Here is a 16,124-nt window from a genome sequence, read left to right on the forward strand (position 1 = left end):
ATGGGCGTACTCATCGCGTGCTCATCGAGTGCTCATCGCAATCTCGACCTACTTCCAACTCGCGGGGGTACCAGGACCGCACGGGGTCCCGCACGGCACGTTCTACGGTGTTACCTGCTCGACGCGGTGGCGCAGTGCCTCCGTATCGAACGGTCCAGGGGCTTTGAACGCCCGCTGGAACGCCCGGCGGCGGACCGCCAGGTCGAGACAGACCAGGGCGGGATGCACATACGCACCCCGGCCGGGCAGCGTACCGCGATGATCGGGGACACATTCACCCTCGATCACCACGATGCGCAGCAGATCGCTCTTGGCCGTTCGCTCCCGGCATCCCACACACGTGCGCTCTGGGCATGCACGGGCATGCGTCCGGCCAGACACGCTTAAGTCTACCTCCCCGCACCGACCTCACCCCTTTGGGGCAAAAATCGAACGGTTGTTGTCGTGATCTTTGTGGTGGCTACTCCGCCGGCTGCTGCTCGGTGTCCGGGCGGATGTCGATCCGCCAGCCCGTGAGCCGCGCGGCGAGGCGGGCGTTCTGGCCCTCCTTGCCGATGGCGAGCGACAGCTGGTAGTCCGGCACGATCACCCGCGCCGAGCGGGCGGCCATGTCCACGACCTCGACCTTGGACACCCGCGCCGGGGACAGGGCGTTGGCCACCATGTCGGCCGGGTCGTCGGACCAGTCGACGATGTCGATCTTCTCGCCGTTGAGCTCGGCCATGACATTGCGCACACGGCCGCCCATCGGGCCGATGCACGCGCCCTTGGCGTTCAGGCCGGAGCGGGTCGAGCGGACCGCGATCTTGGTGCGGTGCCCGGCCTCGCGCGCGATGGCGGAGATCTCCACGGAACCGTCGGCGATCTCGGGGACCTCGAGCGCGAACAGCTTCTTCACCAGGTTCGGGTGCGTGCGCGACAGGGTCACGGAAGGACCGCGCACACCCTTCGCCACGCGCACCACGTACGAGCGAAGGCGCATCCCGTGCTGGTAGTCCTCACCCGGGACCTGCTCCTGCACCGGCAGGATGGCCTCGAGCTTGCCGATGTCGACGAGCACGTTCTTCGGGTCGCGGCCCTGCTGGACCACGCCCGTCACGATGTCGCCCTCGCGGCCGGCGTACTCGCCGAGCGTCGCGTCGTCCTCGGCGTCGCGCAGCCGCTGCAGGATGACCTGCTTCGCGGTCGTCGCGGCGATACGGCCGAAGTCGGACGGGGTGTCGTCGAACTCCCGGGCCTCCTGGCCCTCTTCGAGGTCCGCCGGGTCCTCCTTCGCCCACACCGTCACATGTCCGCTCTCACGGTCGAGGCGCACGCGCGCGTGGCGACGGCTTCCCTCGGTGCGGTGGTAGGCGATGAGGAGGGCCGACTCGATCGCTTCGACCAGCAGGTCGAAGGAGATCTCCTTCTCTCGCACCAGACCCCGCAGGGCGCTCATGTCGATGTCCACGGCTACGCCTCCTCTGCATTCTCTTCGTTCTTGTTCTTACGGTTGAACTCGACCTGGACACGCGCCTTGGCGATGTCGTCGAAGGTGAGCCTGCGGGCGGTGGGCTTGCGCCCCTTCACGCCGGGCACCTCGAGGTCCAGGCCCTCGTCGTCGACCTTCAGGATCCGCGCGACGAGCTCGGTGTCGGCGGCGTCGGCCAGCTGGAACTTCACCAGGCGGTCGACCGCACGCAGGTAGTGCCGGTGCTCGGTCAGCGGCCGCTCGGCGCCCGGGGTGCCGACCTCGAGGTCGTACTCGCCCTCGCCCATGGCGTCCGTCTCGTCGAGCTTCGCCGAGAGCGCGCGGCTCACATCGGCGACCTGGTCCAGATCGGCTCCGGAATCGGAGTCGACGACGACTCGCAGCACTCGCTTACGTCCGACCGATGCCACTTCGATCTCTTCGAGATCGAGGCCCTGGGAGCTCACGAGCGGTTCCAGTAGTGACCGCAGCCTCTCGCTCTGGGTGGTGCTCATCCGGGTGACTCCTCGGCCGCGTGTGCTGTTGTGGTCTCGTCGTGCGTCAGGTCAAAGGGTATCCGGTCCAGGGGGGTGTTGCCGTCCACCAGGCATGGGCCAAAGGTACGGTGATCACCGGGCCTGCCGCCCGCCGCTCCTGCTGAAACCTTCCTGCCTTCCTTCCTGCCGAGGACGTCTGCCGTGTCGTTGACCACTGGGGCCCCCGCGGGGCCGCGTAGAAGGAGCCTGCTGGCCTCGGTGGCCGGGGCCGCGCTCCTGACGGGCTGTTCCGACGCCGACGACCCCGCGTCGGACGGTGCCAGGGACGCCCGCAGCGCCTCCGCCGCACAGCGGATCAAGGCACGCGCCGCCCGTGACAGCGGCGACCTGCTCGACCGTTACGAGACCGCGCTCGCGACCCATCCGGCCCTCGCCGCACGGCTCGGCCCGCTGCGCGACGAGGTGGCCCGGCACGTGAAGGCCTTCGGTGCGTCGGCCCGCCCGGCCGCACCGGCCTCCCCCTCACCGTCGCCGTCCGCCTCACCCGCCTCCGAGAAGGACACGGTGAGCGCACTGGCCAAGGCCGAGCGGGAACTCGCCGACCGCCGTGCGGCCGCCCTGGTCGAAGCCCCCGCCGAACTGGCCCGCCTGCTGGCCTCGGTGGCCGCCGCGGGCGCCGGCCACGCGTATCTGCTGACGAAGGACTGACATGGCCGACATGCGCGACAAGGACGACAGCGACAAGCAGCTCCTGACCGCGGTCCAGGCCGCACTGGCCGCCGAGCACGCGGCCGTGTACGGCTACGGCGTCGTGGGCGGCCGGATCAGCGAGGCCCGCAAGCCCGAGGCGCGCACCGCGTACGACTCCCACCGTGCGCGCCGCGACGACCTGCGGCGCACGGTCCGCGACCTCGGCGGCGACCCCCAGCCGTCCGCGGGCGCCTACGCGCTGCCCTTCCCCGTGCCGGACTCGGCGGCGGCCGCGCGGCTCGCGGCGGACATCGAGGACCGCGTCGCCGGGGTCTACTCGGACCTGGTGCGGGCCTCCGAGGGCGCGCGGCGCAGGAGGGCGGCGGACGCGCTGCGGGAGGCGGCGGTGCGGGCGGTGCGGTGGCGGGGCGGCAGCGTAGCCTTCCCTGGTCTCGCCGAGCGGTCGGCGGCGCCCGAAGCGTCCGCGACACCGCAGGCGTAGCCGGCACGGTCACACGTACGGTCCGCGGTCACGGGGACGGTCACGGGGAAGGGAGTTACTCACGCATGTCTTTCGAACCGCCGAAGCGGCTGGTCAACGCGCTCGGCGAGGTGCGGGACGACGGGGCGTCCGCGTGGCTGGCGAGGCTGCCGGAGATTCTTCGAGAGGCCGTGGAACGGCTTGAGCTGACGGTCGAGCGGGTGCATGTGCCGGGCGGGCGCAGCAGCCTCGTCGTCCTGGTGCGGCGGGCCGACGGATCGCCCGCCGTGCTCAAACTGGCGCCGGAGCGCTTCCGCCCGGAGGCCGAGCACGCGGCGCTCACACACTGGAACGGCTTCGGGGCGGTGCAACTCCTCGGCGACGGGGGCGACCTGCTCCTGGAGCGGCTGCATCCCGAGGTGTCGGTGCGCTCGCTGCCCGAGGCGAAGGCGCTGCTGGAGGCGGCCGGCACGCTGCGCAGGCTGTGGGTGGAACCGCCGTCCTGGCGTTCCTGCGAGACGGTCGCCGACCGGACGGGCCGTCAGGCCGAGGCGATGCGGGCCACCGCCGCCGCGGAGCCGGACGTCGTGCCCCTGGTCGACGCGGCGCTCACGGCGCGGGACGAGCTGCTCGTGGCTCCGCCGGAGGTGCGGCTGCTGCACGGGACGTTCCGGCAGAGCAAGGTGCTGGCCGGGGAGCGGACGCCGTGGCTCGCGGTCGGGCCGGACCCGGTCGTCGGCGAGTGCGCCTTCGATCTCGCGCGGCTCGTCAGGGACCGGGTGGAGGATCTGATCGCGTCGCCGTCCGGTGCGGCGACGACGCGGCGGCGCGTGAAGCGGCTCGCGGAGTCCCTCGACGTGGACCAGGAGCGGCTGCGCGGCTGGACGCTGTTCCGTGCGGTGGAGTCCGGTGTACGGGCACTGCGCGTGGGGCGTGGGCGGGACGCGGAGTTGTTGCTGGAGTTCGCGGGCTGGCTCTGACGGTTGTCGCGTGCGGGCCGGCGGCTCGTCGCCGGACACGACCGAGGGCCGGGACATCACGTCCCGGCCCTCGGCGCTCGTGTGTCAGGCCGTGAGGCGCGCGATGGCCTCTTCGACCGTCACTTCCTCGCGCTCGCCGGTCTTGCGGTCCTTCAGTTCCACGATGCCCTCGGCCGAACGGCGGCCGGCCACGAGGATCTGCGGCACACCGATCAGCTCGGCGTCGGTGAACTTCACGCCCGGGGAGACACCGGCGCGGTCGTCGACCAGGACGCGGACCCCGGCGGCGCCCAGCTTCTGGGAGACCTCCAGCGCCAGCTCCGTCTGGAGGGCCTTGCCGGCGGCGACCACGTGGACGTCGGCCGGAGCGATCTCCTTGGGCCAGCACAGGCCCTTGTCGTCCGCGGTCTGCTCGGCGAGGGCGGCCACCGCGCGGGAGACGCCGATGCCGTACGAGCCCATGGTCACGCGGACCGGCTTGCCCTGGTTGCCGAGGACGTCGAGCTGGAAGGCGTCGGCGTACTTGCGGCCGAGCTGGAAGATGTGGCCGATCTCGATGGCACGGTCCAGGCGCAGGCCGGTGCCGCACTTGGGGCAGGGGTCGCCCGCCTCGACCACGACGACGTCGAGGTAGTCGTCGACCTCGAAGTCGCGGCCCGCGACGACGTTCTTCGCGTGCTTGCCGGGCTTGTTGGCACCGGTGATCCAGGCCGTGCCGGCGGCGATGCGCGGGTCGGCGATGTAGCGGACCTTCTCCAGGCCCTGCGGGCCCACGTAGCCGCGTACGAGGTCGTCGCGACCCTCGAAGTCCTCGGCCGTGACGAGCTCGACGACGGCCGGGGAGAGGTGCTCGCCGAGCTTGCCGAGGTCCACCTCGCGGTCGCCGGGCACGCCCACGGCGACGATCTCGCCGTCGACCTTGACCAGGAGGTTCTTCAGCGTCTGCGAGGCCTGGACGCCGAGGTGGGCGGCGAGGGTCTCGATGGTCGGGGTGTCGGGGGTGTCGAGCTCCTCGACGGCCGGGTGCTCGGCGCTCGCGGGGACCGGGGCGGCGAAGGTGACGGCCTCGGTGTTGGCGGCGTAGTCGCAGGCCGGGCAGTCGACGAAGGTGTCCTCGCCGGCCGGGGCCGGGGCGAGGAACTCCTCGGAGGCCGAGCCGCCCATCGCGCCGGAGACGGCGGAGACGATGCGGTGGTCGAGGCCGAGGCGCTCGAAGATCTTGATGTACGCGTCGCGGTGCAGGGCGTACGACTCGGCCAGGCCCTCGTCGCTGGTGTCGAAGGAGTACGAGTCCTTCATGAGGAACTCGCGGCCGCGCAGGATGCCGGCGCGCGGGCGGGCCTCGTCACGGTACTTCGCCTGGATCTGGTAGAGGATCACGGGCAGGTCCTTGTAGGACGAGCACTGGTCCTTGACCAGCTGCGTGAAGATCTCCTCGTGGGTCGGGCCGAGGAGGTACTCCGCGCCCTTGCGGTCCTTGAGGCGGAACAGCTCGGGGCCGTACTCCTCCCAGCGTCCCGTCGCCTCGTAGGGCTCCTTGGGCAGCAGGGCGGGGAGCAGGACCTCCTGGCCGCCCATGTCGTCCATCTCCTCGCGGACCACGCGGGCGACGTTCTCGAGGACCTTCTTGCCCAGCGGCAGCCAGGACCAGATGCCCGCGGCCGTACGGCGCACGTACCCGGCACGGACGAGCAGCTTGTGGTTGAGCGTCTCCGCGTCGGCCGGGTCGTCACGCAGTGTCTTGACCATCAACCGGGACATGCGCTGGACCTGGGCCATGATTTTGACTCCTGCTGCGAAAGGTAGGGATGTGCAGGAGGTTAGCCGGGTCCGTCCCGCGCCCGGAAATCGGCTGCCTTCAGCGACGCAGCGGGAGCGGTGCGCCCATGACGGCGTAGGGCCGGGGAGCGCTGGGGAAGAGGACCCGCCGGGCGAGGTCCTCGTAGCCGAGCGAGTGGTACAGGCCGCGGGCCGGGCTGTCGAAGTCGATGGCCGACAGGATCGACCTGGGCTCGTCGGCGCCGTCCGTGATGGTCGTGATGAGGGACCGGCCGATCCCGCGGTTCTGGTAGCGGGGGTGGACGTGCAGCTCGGTGATCACGAAGGAGTCGTCGAGCCATCCGTCCAGCGAGCGCGACCGCAGATAGGGCTCCACCACGGTGGACCACCAGTGGGCGCGGTCGTTCGGCATGCCGTAGACGAAGCCGACGAGCCGGCCGCCCTCGGTGTGGGCGCCGAGGGCGCGCGCTCCGGGGTAGGTGAGGTGCCGCAGCACGATCTGACGGCGCACGGCGATCTCGTCGTCGCTCAGGCCGAAGGCGTACGCCTGCACGGCCAGTGCCTCGTCCACGTGTTCCGCGAGGTCGAGAGGCCCGATGGTGACGACGTCGTCCTGGGTCATGACGGGGAGACTACAGGGCCGTCCGGCGGCCCTCATCCGATCAGACGGGCAGCCTGGGAACGCTGTCGAGCAGCCTCCGCGTGTAGGGGTGTTCGGGCGATCCGAGCACGTCACGGGTCTCGCCCTGCTCGACGACGCGTCCGCGTTCGAGTACGGCGGTCCGTTCGCACAGGGCGGCCACCACGGACAGGTCGTGGGAGACCATGACGATGGTCAGGCCCCGCTCCCGCTTGAGCTCGCCGAGCAGGTCGACGACCTTGACGCGGGTGGTGACGTCCAGCGCGCTGACGGGTTCGTCGGCGAGCAGGACGCGCGGGTCGCACACGGTGGCCCGGGCGATGGCGATGCGCTGGCGCTGGCCGCCGGAGAACTCGTGCGGGTAGCGCGACGCCGCGTCCGCCGGGAGCCCGACCTGTTCGAGGGCCTCGACGACCTTCGCGTGCGCGGCGGCGCCGGTCGCCACGCCGAGCGAGCGCAGCGGCTCGGCGACGATGCGGCTCACGCGCTGGCGCGGGTCGAGGGAGGCGTACGGGTCCTGGAAGACGCACTGGACGGCGCGCCGGAAGCGCCGCATCTGCTCACGGTCGCCGAGCCGCAACGGATCCCCGTCGAAGCGGACCGTGCCCGTGCCGGGGGCGGCGAGGCCGAGCAGCAGCCGGAGCAGGGTCGTCTTGCCGGCCCCCGACTCGCCGACGAGCGCGAGGCTGTGGCCCGCGTCGACCGTGAGGGAGACGTCCTCGACGACGGGCGCCGCGCTCCCCCGGTAGGTGTGTCCGACCGAGTCGAGTTCCAGTACGGCGGTCATCGGGGCTCTCCCAGGTCGAGGGCGGATTCGAGCTTCCGCGCGCTGTCGACGAGCGCCTTCGTGTACGCCTGCCGGGGTGCGCGCACCAGGTCGCGTACCGTTCCGTCCTCGACGGCGCGCCCGTCCTTCATCACGAGGACGCGGTCGGTGACGCGCGAGACGACGGCCAGGTCGTGGCTGACGAAGAGGACGGCCATGCCGCGCTCGCCGACGAGGGTGTCGAGCAGGGCGAGCATCTCGGACTGCACGGTGACGTCGAGCGCGGTGGTCGGTTCGTCGGCGATGAGCAGGCCGGGGTCGCAGGCGAGCGCCATGGCGAGGGCCACGCGCTGGCGCTGGCCACCGGAGATCTCGTGCGGGAACGCGCGGGCGATGCGCCCGGGTTCGGGCAACCGGACCTGTTCGAGGGCTTCGGCGACGGCCTTGCGGAGCGCGTCGCCCTTGAGGCCCCGGCGCCGGCGCAGCGGTTCGGCGAGCTGTCTGCCCACGCGCATGAGCGGGTCGAGCGCGGTCAGCGGTTCCTGGAAGACGATCGCGGCGGCGCTGCCGCGTACGTCGACGAGCCGCTTCTCGCTCGCGCCGACGATCTGGGTGCCGTCGAGTTCGACACTGCCCGTGGCGGTCATCCCGTCGGGAAGCAGGCCGAGCACGGCGAGGGTGGTGAGTGACTTGCCGGACCCGGACTCGCCGATGAGGCCGAGCCGTTCGCCCCGGTCGACGCGGAAGCTGAGGCCGGAGACGAGGTCGCGGCCGTCGCCGGTGCGGATGGTGAGGTCGCGTACGTCGAGCAGGCTCATGCCGCTGTCCTCCTGCGCCGGGCCGGGTCGAAGGTGTCGCGCAGGCCGTCGGCGACGAGGTTGACGCCGATGACGAGCAGGACGAGGAGGATGCCGGGCGCGAGGGCGCCCGCCGGCGCGGTCGTGAACGTCGCCTGGGCCTCCTGGAGCATGCGCCCCCACGAGGCGTTGGGCGGCGGGGCGCCGAGGCCGAGGTAGGACAGGCTCGCCTCGGCGAGGACGGCGAGTCCGAACTGGAGCGCCAGGTTGACCGAGAGCGTCGGCCAGATGTTGGGCAGCACGTGCTCCCCGACGATCCGCGGCCAGGACGTGCCGGAGGTGCGGGAGGCGGTGATGTAGTCCTGCGCGAGGACGCGTTTGGCCAGGATCCGGGTGAGGCGCGCGACGATCGCGCTCTGGGCGAGGCCGATCGCGATGATCGCCGAGGTGAGGGTCGCCGAGCGGGCGGAGACGATCAGCATGGCGAGCAGCAGCGTCGGGAACGCGATGAGGATGTCGAGCAGGGCCGAGACGGTGTCGTCGAACCAGCCCTGCGCGAACGCCGCGAAGAGGCCGAGCGTGATGCCGACGAGGGCCGCGATCAGAACGGACCCGAGCCCGGCCGCGATCGCGATCCTGGACCCGGTCATGAGCTGTGTCAGCAGGTCGCGGCCGAGTTTGTCGGTGCCGATCAGATGTCCGTCGCCCGGCCCGGCGAGCCGTCCGCCGGAGGTGTCCGAGGGGTCGTACGGCAGCCAGAAGAGGGAGACGAGTGCGATGAGGGCGATGAGTCCGGCGAGGACGCACCCCGTCCACAGGGTTGCGGAACGCTTCATCGGGCGCCTCCCGAGAGCCGGTCGCGCAGCCGTGGGTCGATGATCCGCTGCACGAGGTCGGCGGCGAAGCCGATGAGCAGCACGGCGAGGGTGGAGACGAACAGGACGCCCTGGATGACGGGGTAGTCGTGCTGGGCGATGCCGGTGGCGAGCAGGGAGCCGAGCCCCGGCAGCGCGAACACGGACTCGACGACGACCGCACCGAGCAGGGTCGACGCCAGTTCGATGCCGAGGATCGAGATGACCGGCACGGAGGCGTTGCGCAGTCCGTGGCGCCACATGGCCTGTCCGAAGGACGAGCCGAGGGCGCGCGAGGTGCGCAGGAAGTCGCTGTCGAGGACGTCGAGCGTCGCCGATCTGACGTAGCGGATCAGGGACGCCGACATGACGAGGGCGATGGTGACGACGGGGAGCACGAGGGAGCGGATCGCCTGTGCGGGGTCGGACCAGCCGTCCTGCGGGAAGCCGCCGGACGGCAGCCAGCCCGCGTTCAGCGCGAACACGACGATGAGGATCATGCCGAGCCAGAACACCGGTACGGCGATGCCCAGTTGGGACACCCCGCTGAGCAGGGCGCCGTACCAGGTCCGGCGCCTGTACGCGGCGACGAAGCCGGCCGGGACCGCGATCAGCACCGCGAGCACGAACGCGGCCAGGGTCAGCGGCACGGTCACGCTCAGGCGATGGACGACCTCGGGTCCGACGGGCAGCGAGCTGACGAAGGACGTGCCGAGGTCGCCGGTCGCGAGCTGCCCCACCCAGTGGGTGAACTGCTCGGGCAGCGGTCGGTCGGATCCGATGGAGTGCCGTGCCGCGGCTATCTGCTCCGGCGAAGCGCCCACGGAGGTGAGGGCGTTCGCCGGATCGCCGGGCAGCATCCTCAGGAGCACGAACAGGACGATGCTCGCGAGGACCAGGGAGACGACGAGGAAGGCGAGGCGGCGCAGGAGATAGCCGGTCATCAGCCCTTCTTGATGTCGTACGCGAAGAACTGCGAGTTCAGGCCGTTGAGCGGGTAGCCGGACAGCTTGCTGTTGGCGACGACGATCTGCGGGTACAGGTACAGCCAGTCGCTGGCGGCGTCCTCGGCGGTCTTGCGGTTGACCTTCTTGAGGATGTCGGTCTGCTGCTGGGTGGACGACGCCTTCTCGGCGTCCTCGACCCACTGGGTGACCTGCTTGTTGTCGTAGCCCCAGTAGAAGTCGGGGTTGCCGTACCAGACGACGTCACGGTCGTTGACGTGCTCCTGGAGCGTGGCCGAGAAGTCGTGGTTCTTGTAGACCTTCGTGTACCACTCGTCGGGCGTGATCGTGTTGATCTTGACGGTGATGCCGACCTTGGCGAGCTGCGACTTGATGAAGGTGGCGGCCGTCGGGTGCGGGTCGTAGTTCGGGGTGTCCAGCGTGAAGCTGAAGCCCTTCGCGTAACCGGCTTCCTTGAGCAGCTTCTTGGCCTCGGCCGGGTCGTACCCGTTGACCTTGGTCAGGTCCTCGTACCAGGGGTCGGTGGGCGGCACCATCGACCCGATCTCCTTGCCGTAGCCGCCCCAGACGGACTCGAGGAGCTTCTTGTCGTCGATCGCGGACGAGACGGCCCTGCGGACCTTGACGTCCGTGAAGGGCTTGGCCTTGTCGTTGAAGGCGAGCAGGAGCTTGGTCGTCGAGTCGCCGTCGTTGACCTTGTAGCTCTGGTTGGACTTGAACTGGTCGAGGGCGTCGGGCGACTGCTCGCTGGTGACGACGTCCACGGCGTTCGTCAGAAGCGCGTTGTTCAGCGCGGTCGCGTCCTTGTAGTAGTGGAAGACGACCTGCTTGTTCGTGGCGGCGGTGCCCCAGTAACCGGGGAAGCGGTCGAGGCCGAGCGCGGAGCCGCGCGTCCACTTGCCGAGCTTGTACGGGCCGGTGCCGTCCTCGGCCGTCTTCAGGTTCTTCGCCTGGTCGTTGATGATCCAGACGTAGGAGAGGTTGTAGACGAAGGAGATCGACTTCTGCTTCAGCGTGACCTTCACGGTCTTCGCGTCGGGGGTCTCGACCTTCTTGATGACCTGGAGGTTGGTCTTGCGCGCGGACTGCGAGTCCGGCGCCATCACCTTCTCCAGGCTGTACTTGACGTCCTTGCTGGTCAGCGTCTTGCCGCTGTGGAACTTCACGCCGTCGCGCAGGGTGAAGGTGTAGGTGAGGCCGTCACCGGAGACCTTGTAGTCCTTGGCGAGGAGCTTGTCGACCTTGCCGTCGTCGGTGAGCTTGAACAGGCCCTCGTAGACATTGCCGTTGAGCGCCTCGGTGACGCCCTGGCCGCCGCCTCCGGTGTTGTCCAGGTTCTGCGGCTCGTACAGGGAGCCGATGTTGACCGTGGCGTTCTTGTCGTACGCGCCACTGCCGCCGCCGCTGTTGCTGTTGTCGGCGGAGCCGCCGCACGCGGCGAGGGTCACGGCGAGGGCGACGGTGAGCACACCGGCGGACAGGGGCTTCTTGGGGAGGTTCATGGAGGCTGCCTTCGTGCGGGACGCGGGGAGGGGGAGCGCGGGGATCAGTGCTGGTCGGCGAAGCCGTCGCGGAAGACAGGGAGCTTCTCGCCCGCTTCCACGGGCAGATGGAAGCGGTTCTGCCGCGGCGGCATCGGACAGTTGTACTGATCGGAGAAGCCGCACGGCGGGACGAACGCACGGTTGAAGTCGAGCCGCACCTGCCCCTCTCCCGTGTGCTCGACGAAGAGGAACCGGCCCGCGCCGTAGGTGGCCGTCCCGTTGGTCGGGTCGCCGAAGACGAGCAGCAGCGTGCCGTCGTCGTCGAAGGCGCTGAGCGTGTAGTCGGTGCCGTCGACGGTGAGCGCGATGTCGCCGGGGACGGCGAGGTCGCGGGTGCCGCCGTTGTCCCGGATGTGCTCGAAGGCGACGCGGCGGCCGTCCTCGACGGGGGTGTACGTGGCGTCCAGGACCCAGGCCGGGTCGAACGGGAACGCGTCGGTGCGCTCGAAGTTCCGGATCGCGGGAGACTCGGCGTCCCAGAACCGCAGCGCGTACTCGGGCTCGCCGGTCACCAGGTCGGTGCGCTCGACGGTGGTGACGGTCACACCGTCGCGCTGTCCGGCGCGGGCCGCCGTGAGGTCGGGGCGCTCGCCCGCGGTCAGCCAGCGGGTCTCGACGAGGGCGAGGTTCCCGGTGGGACCGGTGACGGAGCGGTGCCGCTCTGCTCGCCACCCCTCCCATGCCTGGGAGGGGTCACTGGCACGGTCGGGCATGGTGGCACTCATTCGCTCAGAAACTCATCAGCATCCACACCGGTGCGCACACGGAGGGTGTTCACACTGGGTGAAGCTTGAACCAAAGGAGCTTCTTTATCTTCCATAAGGGGCGCTAATGTCAACTGGCGCCAAATATGTGAGACAGGTGCCACAGCGAGCGCGTGAGCGCGTCAGAACAGGACGCTCATGAAGGCGCCGACTTCCTCGAATCCGACCCGGCGGTACGCGGCCCGCGCCGGGGTGTTGAAGTCGTTCACGTACAGGCTGACCAGCGGCGCGACATCCGCGAGCGCATAGCGCAGGACCGCCGCCATCCCCGGGGCGGCGAGGCCGCGGCCGCGGTGCTCGGGGGCGATCCACACGCCCTGGATCTGGCAGGCCAGCGTCGTCGCGGCACCGATCTCGGCCTTGAAGATCACCTTGCCCTGCTCGTCGAGCCGGGCGAACGAACGCCCCGAGCCGACCAGCTCGGCCACCCTCGCCTGGTACAGCAGGCCTCCGTCACCGGCGAGCGGCGAGACGCCGACCTCCTCCGTGAACATCGCCACGCACGCCGGCATGATCGTCTCCATCTCGTCCTTGCGGACGCGACGGACGTACGGATCGGGGGCGATGTCGTCGGGGAGCCGGTCGGTGACCATGAGGGGCTGATGGGCGCGTACGTCCCTGGCCGGGCCCCAGTTCGGTTCGAGCAGGCGCCACAGCTGGGCGGTGGGTCCGGCGGGGCCGACGATGGAGGAGCAGCGGCGCCCGGCCCTGCGGGCCCGGTCGGCGAACCCGCGCACGGCCCTCGGGGAGGCGCAGATCGGGACCAGGTTCGCGCCCGCGTAGCAGAGGGACTCGAGCATCCCGTCCTCGTACCAGCCCCACATCTCGCCGCCCAGACGCCACGGGTCGAGGCCCGCCACCTGGACGCGGGACGCCACGAAGGCATTGGCAACCGGCTCGCGGTCCAGCACCGCGAGCGCGGCGTCGAGGTCACTCGGTTCGAGGACCCGGGTGGTGGTCTGAGTCAACAACGGGACGGCTCCATCACTCCTTGCGGGCAACGACAACCCGTCGAACGCCCTGCTAGCGTCGCCGCGTGCTCGCTCGCGAGCATCGGTCAGGGCTTGACCGTCGCGTCACGGCGAGAAGCCCCTCGGGGCGGAGTCACGCGGTCTGCTGATCTCCGTACTTTAGCCGGAGAAACTGAGCAGCACACCGCGCGCAAGGGACCCGGGCGCCACCTCCGGAGGGGCACCCAGGTCCCTTGCGCCACGTTGTGCGTCAGCTGACGGAGACCTCGGGCTCACCGCTCATGACGCCGTCCCGTTCCATCTGCTCGGCGATCTTCAGCGCCTCTTCGATGAGGGTCTCGACGATCTTCGACTCGGGGACGGTCTTGATGACCTCACCCTTCACGAAGATCTGGCCCTTGCCGTTGCCCGAGGCGACGCCGAGGTCGGCCTCGCGCGCCTCGCCCGGTCCGTTCACGACGCAGCCCATGACGGCGACGCGCAGCGGCACCTCCATGCCGTCGAGGCCCGCGGTGACCTCTTCGGCCAGCTTGTAGACGTCGACCTGGGCCCGTCCGCAGGACGGGCAGGAGACGATCTCCAGGCGGCGCGGCTTGAGGTTGAGCGACTCCAGGATCTGGTTGCCCACCTTGATCTCCTCGACCGGCGGGGCCGACAGGGAGACGCGGATGGTGTCGCCGATGCCCTCGGACAGCAGCGCGCCGAACGCGACAGCCGACTTGATGGTGCCCTGGAAGGCCGGGCCCGCCTCGGTGACGCCGAGGTGCAGCGGGTAGTCACAGGCCGCGGCGAGCTGCCGGTAGGCGTTCACCATCACGACCGGGTCGTTGTGCTTGACCGAGATCTTGATGTCGCGGAACCCGTGCTCCTCGAAGAGCGACGCCTCCCACAGCGCCGACTCGACGAGCGCCTCGGGGGTCGCCTTGCCGTACTTCTTCAGCAGCCGGGCGTCGAGCGAGCCCGCGTTCACGCCGATACGGATCGGGGTGCCGTGGTCCTTGGCCGCCTGCGCGATCTCCTTGACCTTGTCGTCGAACTGCTTGATGTTGCCCGGGTTCACCCGGACCGCGGCGCAGCCCGCCTCGATGGCGGCGAAGACGTACTTCGGCTGGAAGTGGATGTCCGCGATCACGGGGATCTGCGACTTCTTCGCGATGACGGGCAGCGCGTCCGCGTCGTCCTGCGTGGGGCACGCCACCCGCACGATCTGACAGCCGGACGCGGTGAGCTCGGCGATCTGCTGGAGCGTGGCGCCGATGTCGGACGTACGGGTCGTCGTCATGGACTGCACCGACACCGGTGCGTCTCCGCCGACCGCCACGGTGCCGACCTGGATCTGCCGGCTCCTGCGGCGCTCGGCGAGCTTGGTCGGAACGGACGGCATGCCGAGAGAAATCGCAGTCATCTGCTGTGCAACCCCAAGGTGTGGAATCGAGACCCGAGAAGAAGACACGGATCGGGGTCCCGTGGTGAGCGGGCTCCAGGTTTCGAGATTACGGCACCGGCCTGGCGGCGAGCACATCACGTCCGGAAGTCCACCCGAAGGCAGGCGGCCGGGCACAGTGCATGCCCGGCCGCCCTTCCGTCTTCCGCCACCGCCCCGCTCGACGGGCTGTACGTGGCTCCTGCTGTCTCCGAACAGTCGGTGACTACGTGATCTTGACCGGGTTGACGACGTCCGCGATCAGTACCAGGACGGTGAAGCAGACGAAGATCCCGGCCACGACGTAGGCGACGGGCATCAGCTTCGCCACGTCGAACGGGCCGGGGTCGGGTCGCTTGAAGACCTTCGCCACGTTCCGTCGCAGGGACTCCCACAGGGCGCCGGCGATGTGCCCGCCGTCCAGGGGCAGCAGCGGCAGCATGTTGAAGAGGAACAGCGACAGGTTGAAGCCCGCGACGAGCATCAGGGCCATGCCGAGCTGCTGGGTCGCCGGGATGTCCAGGTTGAAGATCTCCCCGCCGACACGGGCGGCGCCGACCACACCCATCGGCGAGTCCGGCTCACGCGGGCCGTCGCCGAAGGCCGCGTCCCACAGGGCCGGGATCTTGCCGGGCAGGGCGGCGAGCGAGTTGACGGCGTCGCCGACCCGGTCGCCCATCCACGTCACCGAGTCGCCGAAGTCCTGGCGCACGACACCGGTCGAGGCACTGAAGCCGAGGAATCCGGCGTTGACGTACTCGCCCTGGACGATCTGGCCGCTGCTGTCCTTCTTCGCCACCTGGTTGGTGGCGATCTTGGCGTGCAGGACCTTCTCCCGGCCGTCGCGCTGGACGACGATGTCGACGGTCCTGCCGGGGTTGGCGCGGATCTCGTCGGACAGGGTGTTCCACTGGTCGGTCTTCACACCGTTGAACGAGACGATCTTGTCCTTGGCCCGCAGGCCGGCCGCGGCGGCCGGGGACGCGGGGTCGGACTTCTTGCACGTGTCGCGGTTCTCGCTCTGCTTGACCACGCACTGCTGGACCGAGCTGACCGTGGTGGTCTGCTGCGTGATGCCGAAGCCCATCAGGACGGTGAAGAAGAGGCCGACCGCGAGGATCAGGTTCATGAAGGGACCCGCGAACATCACGATGACCCTCTTCCACGGCTTGCGCGTGTAGAAGAGCCGCGTCTCGTCGCCCGGCTGGAGCTCCTCGAAGGCCGCCGCCCGCGCGTCCTCGACCATGCTGCGGAACGGCGAGGTGGAGCGGGACTGGATCTTCCCGTCCGGGCCGGGCGGGAACATGCCGATCATGCGGATGTAGCCGCCCAGCGGGATCGCCTTGACGCCGTACTCCGTGTCGCCCTTCTTGCGCGACCAGATGGTCGGGCCGAAGCCGACCATGTACTGCGGCACGCGGATCTTGAAGAGCTTCGCGGTCGACAGATGCCCCAGCTCGTGCCAGGCGATCGAGACGAGGAGTCCGATCGCGAAGACGACTATGCCGAGGATCATCATCAGG

Annotated in this window: 17 protein-coding genes; 3 read left to right on the forward strand and 14 right to left on the reverse strand. The window is 70.0% G+C overall.

Annotation, left to right across the window (positions count from 1 at the left end):
- Positions 1-102 precede the first annotated feature (102 nt).
- The 3 genes from ACFC96_RS17905 to rimP all read right to left on the reverse strand — a co-directional run bounded on the left by ACFC96_RS17905 (position 103) and on the right by rimP (position 1,965).
- Entirely contained in the window at positions 103-381 is a 279-nt protein-coding gene (locus tag ACFC96_RS17905) for a YlxR family protein (protein ID WP_116509242.1), read from the reverse strand.
- Between the two features lie 79 nt (positions 382-460).
- Positions 461-1,450 (reverse strand): transcription termination factor NusA, encoded by a 990-nt coding sequence (nusA, locus tag ACFC96_RS17910; RefSeq protein ID WP_376259040.1) that lies wholly within the window; start codon positions 1,448-1,450, stop codon positions 461-463.
- Positions 1,451-1,452: 2 nt separating this feature from the next.
- A complete protein-coding gene (gene rimP / locus ACFC96_RS17915) occupies positions 1,453-1,965 on the reverse strand; it encodes a ribosome maturation factor RimP (RefSeq protein WP_376259041.1) in 513 nt (170 codons plus the stop codon).
- Positions 1,966-2,148: 183 nt separating this feature from the next.
- Here rimP and ACFC96_RS17920 point away from each other — a divergent pair, with 183 nt between their 5' ends.
- The 3 genes from ACFC96_RS17920 to ACFC96_RS17930 all read left to right on the forward strand — a co-directional run bounded on the left by ACFC96_RS17920 (position 2,149) and on the right by ACFC96_RS17930 (position 4,098).
- On the forward strand, positions 2,149-2,655 hold the full coding sequence (locus ACFC96_RS17920) for a hypothetical protein (RefSeq protein WP_376613075.1): 507 nt from the start codon (positions 2,149-2,151) through the stop codon (positions 2,653-2,655).
- Between the two features lies 1 nt (position 2,656).
- Positions 2,657-3,139: a ferritin-like domain-containing protein gene (locus ACFC96_RS17925; RefSeq protein WP_376259045.1), complete on the forward strand. Its 483-nt coding sequence runs from the start codon at positions 2,657-2,659 to the stop codon at positions 3,137-3,139.
- 65 nt (positions 3,140-3,204) lie between these two features.
- Positions 3,205-4,098, forward strand: coding sequence for an aminoglycoside phosphotransferase family protein (locus ACFC96_RS17930; RefSeq protein ID WP_376613076.1), 894 nt, complete (start codon positions 3,205-3,207; stop codon positions 4,096-4,098).
- 84 nt (positions 4,099-4,182) lie between these two features.
- On the opposite strand, the gene ACFC96_RS17935 is transcribed toward ACFC96_RS17930, so the two are convergent.
- From ACFC96_RS17935 to ACFC96_RS17985, 11 genes are all read right to left on the reverse strand, one after another.
- Positions 4,183-5,877 carry a proline--tRNA ligase gene (locus ACFC96_RS17935; RefSeq protein ID WP_376613078.1) on the reverse strand — a complete coding sequence of 565 codons (1,695 nt, stop codon included), beginning with the start codon at positions 5,875-5,877 and terminating at the stop codon, positions 4,183-4,185.
- A gap of 79 nt (positions 5,878-5,956) precedes the next feature.
- Complete coding sequence (locus ACFC96_RS17940; protein WP_376259050.1) at positions 5,957-6,499, reverse strand: GNAT family N-acetyltransferase; 543 nt, start codon at positions 6,497-6,499, stop codon at positions 5,957-5,959.
- 40 nt (positions 6,500-6,539) lie between these two features.
- The gene (locus ACFC96_RS17945; RefSeq protein ID WP_376259052.1) at positions 6,540-7,304 is read right to left on the reverse strand and encodes an ABC transporter ATP-binding protein; all 765 of its coding nucleotides are present in this window, start codon (positions 7,302-7,304) and stop codon (positions 6,540-6,542) included.
- On the reverse strand, positions 7,301-8,101 hold the full coding sequence (locus tag ACFC96_RS17950; RefSeq protein ID WP_376613080.1) for an ATP-binding cassette domain-containing protein: 801 nt from the start codon (positions 8,099-8,101) through the stop codon (positions 7,301-7,303). Before ACFC96_RS17950 ends, ACFC96_RS17945 begins: the two co-directional genes overlap by 4 nt.
- The gene (locus ACFC96_RS17955; RefSeq protein WP_376259056.1) at positions 8,098-8,916 is read right to left on the reverse strand and encodes an ABC transporter permease; all 819 of its coding nucleotides are present in this window, start codon (positions 8,914-8,916) and stop codon (positions 8,098-8,100) included. The genes ACFC96_RS17950 and ACFC96_RS17955 overlap by 4 nt, the downstream gene beginning before the upstream one ends.
- Positions 8,913-9,878, reverse strand: coding sequence for an ABC transporter permease (locus ACFC96_RS17960; protein ID WP_376613082.1), 966 nt, complete (start codon positions 9,876-9,878; stop codon positions 8,913-8,915). The genes ACFC96_RS17955 and ACFC96_RS17960 overlap by 4 nt, the downstream gene beginning before the upstream one ends.
- The gene (locus ACFC96_RS17965; protein ID WP_376613083.1) at positions 9,878-11,401 is read right to left on the reverse strand and encodes an ABC transporter substrate-binding protein; all 1,524 of its coding nucleotides are present in this window, start codon (positions 11,399-11,401) and stop codon (positions 9,878-9,880) included. Before ACFC96_RS17965 ends, ACFC96_RS17960 begins: the two co-directional genes overlap by 1 nt.
- Before the next feature lie 44 nt (positions 11,402-11,445).
- Positions 11,446-12,156, reverse strand: a complete 711-nt coding sequence (locus ACFC96_RS17970) for a DUF1684 domain-containing protein (protein ID WP_376613085.1) — start codon at positions 12,154-12,156, stop codon at positions 11,446-11,448.
- Positions 12,157-12,329: 173 nt separating this feature from the next.
- A complete protein-coding gene (locus tag ACFC96_RS17975; RefSeq protein ID WP_376259063.1) occupies positions 12,330-13,178 on the reverse strand; it encodes a GNAT family N-acetyltransferase in 849 nt (282 codons plus the stop codon).
- 250 nt (positions 13,179-13,428) lie between these two features.
- Complete coding sequence (ispG, locus tag ACFC96_RS17980) at positions 13,429-14,583, reverse strand: flavodoxin-dependent (E)-4-hydroxy-3-methylbut-2-enyl-diphosphate synthase (protein ID WP_376259066.1); 1,155 nt, start codon at positions 14,581-14,583, stop codon at positions 13,429-13,431.
- A 244-nt stretch (positions 14,584-14,827) separates the two neighbouring features.
- On the reverse strand, positions 14,828-16,120 hold the full coding sequence (locus tag ACFC96_RS17985; protein ID WP_376259427.1) for an RIP metalloprotease: 1,293 nt from the start codon (positions 16,118-16,120) through the stop codon (positions 14,828-14,830).
- Positions 16,121-16,124 lie beyond the last annotated feature (4 nt).

The organism is Streptomyces sp. NPDC055955 (assembly GCF_042270245.1).
Lineage (GTDB): Bacteria > Actinomycetota > Actinomycetes > Streptomycetales > Streptomycetaceae > Streptomyces.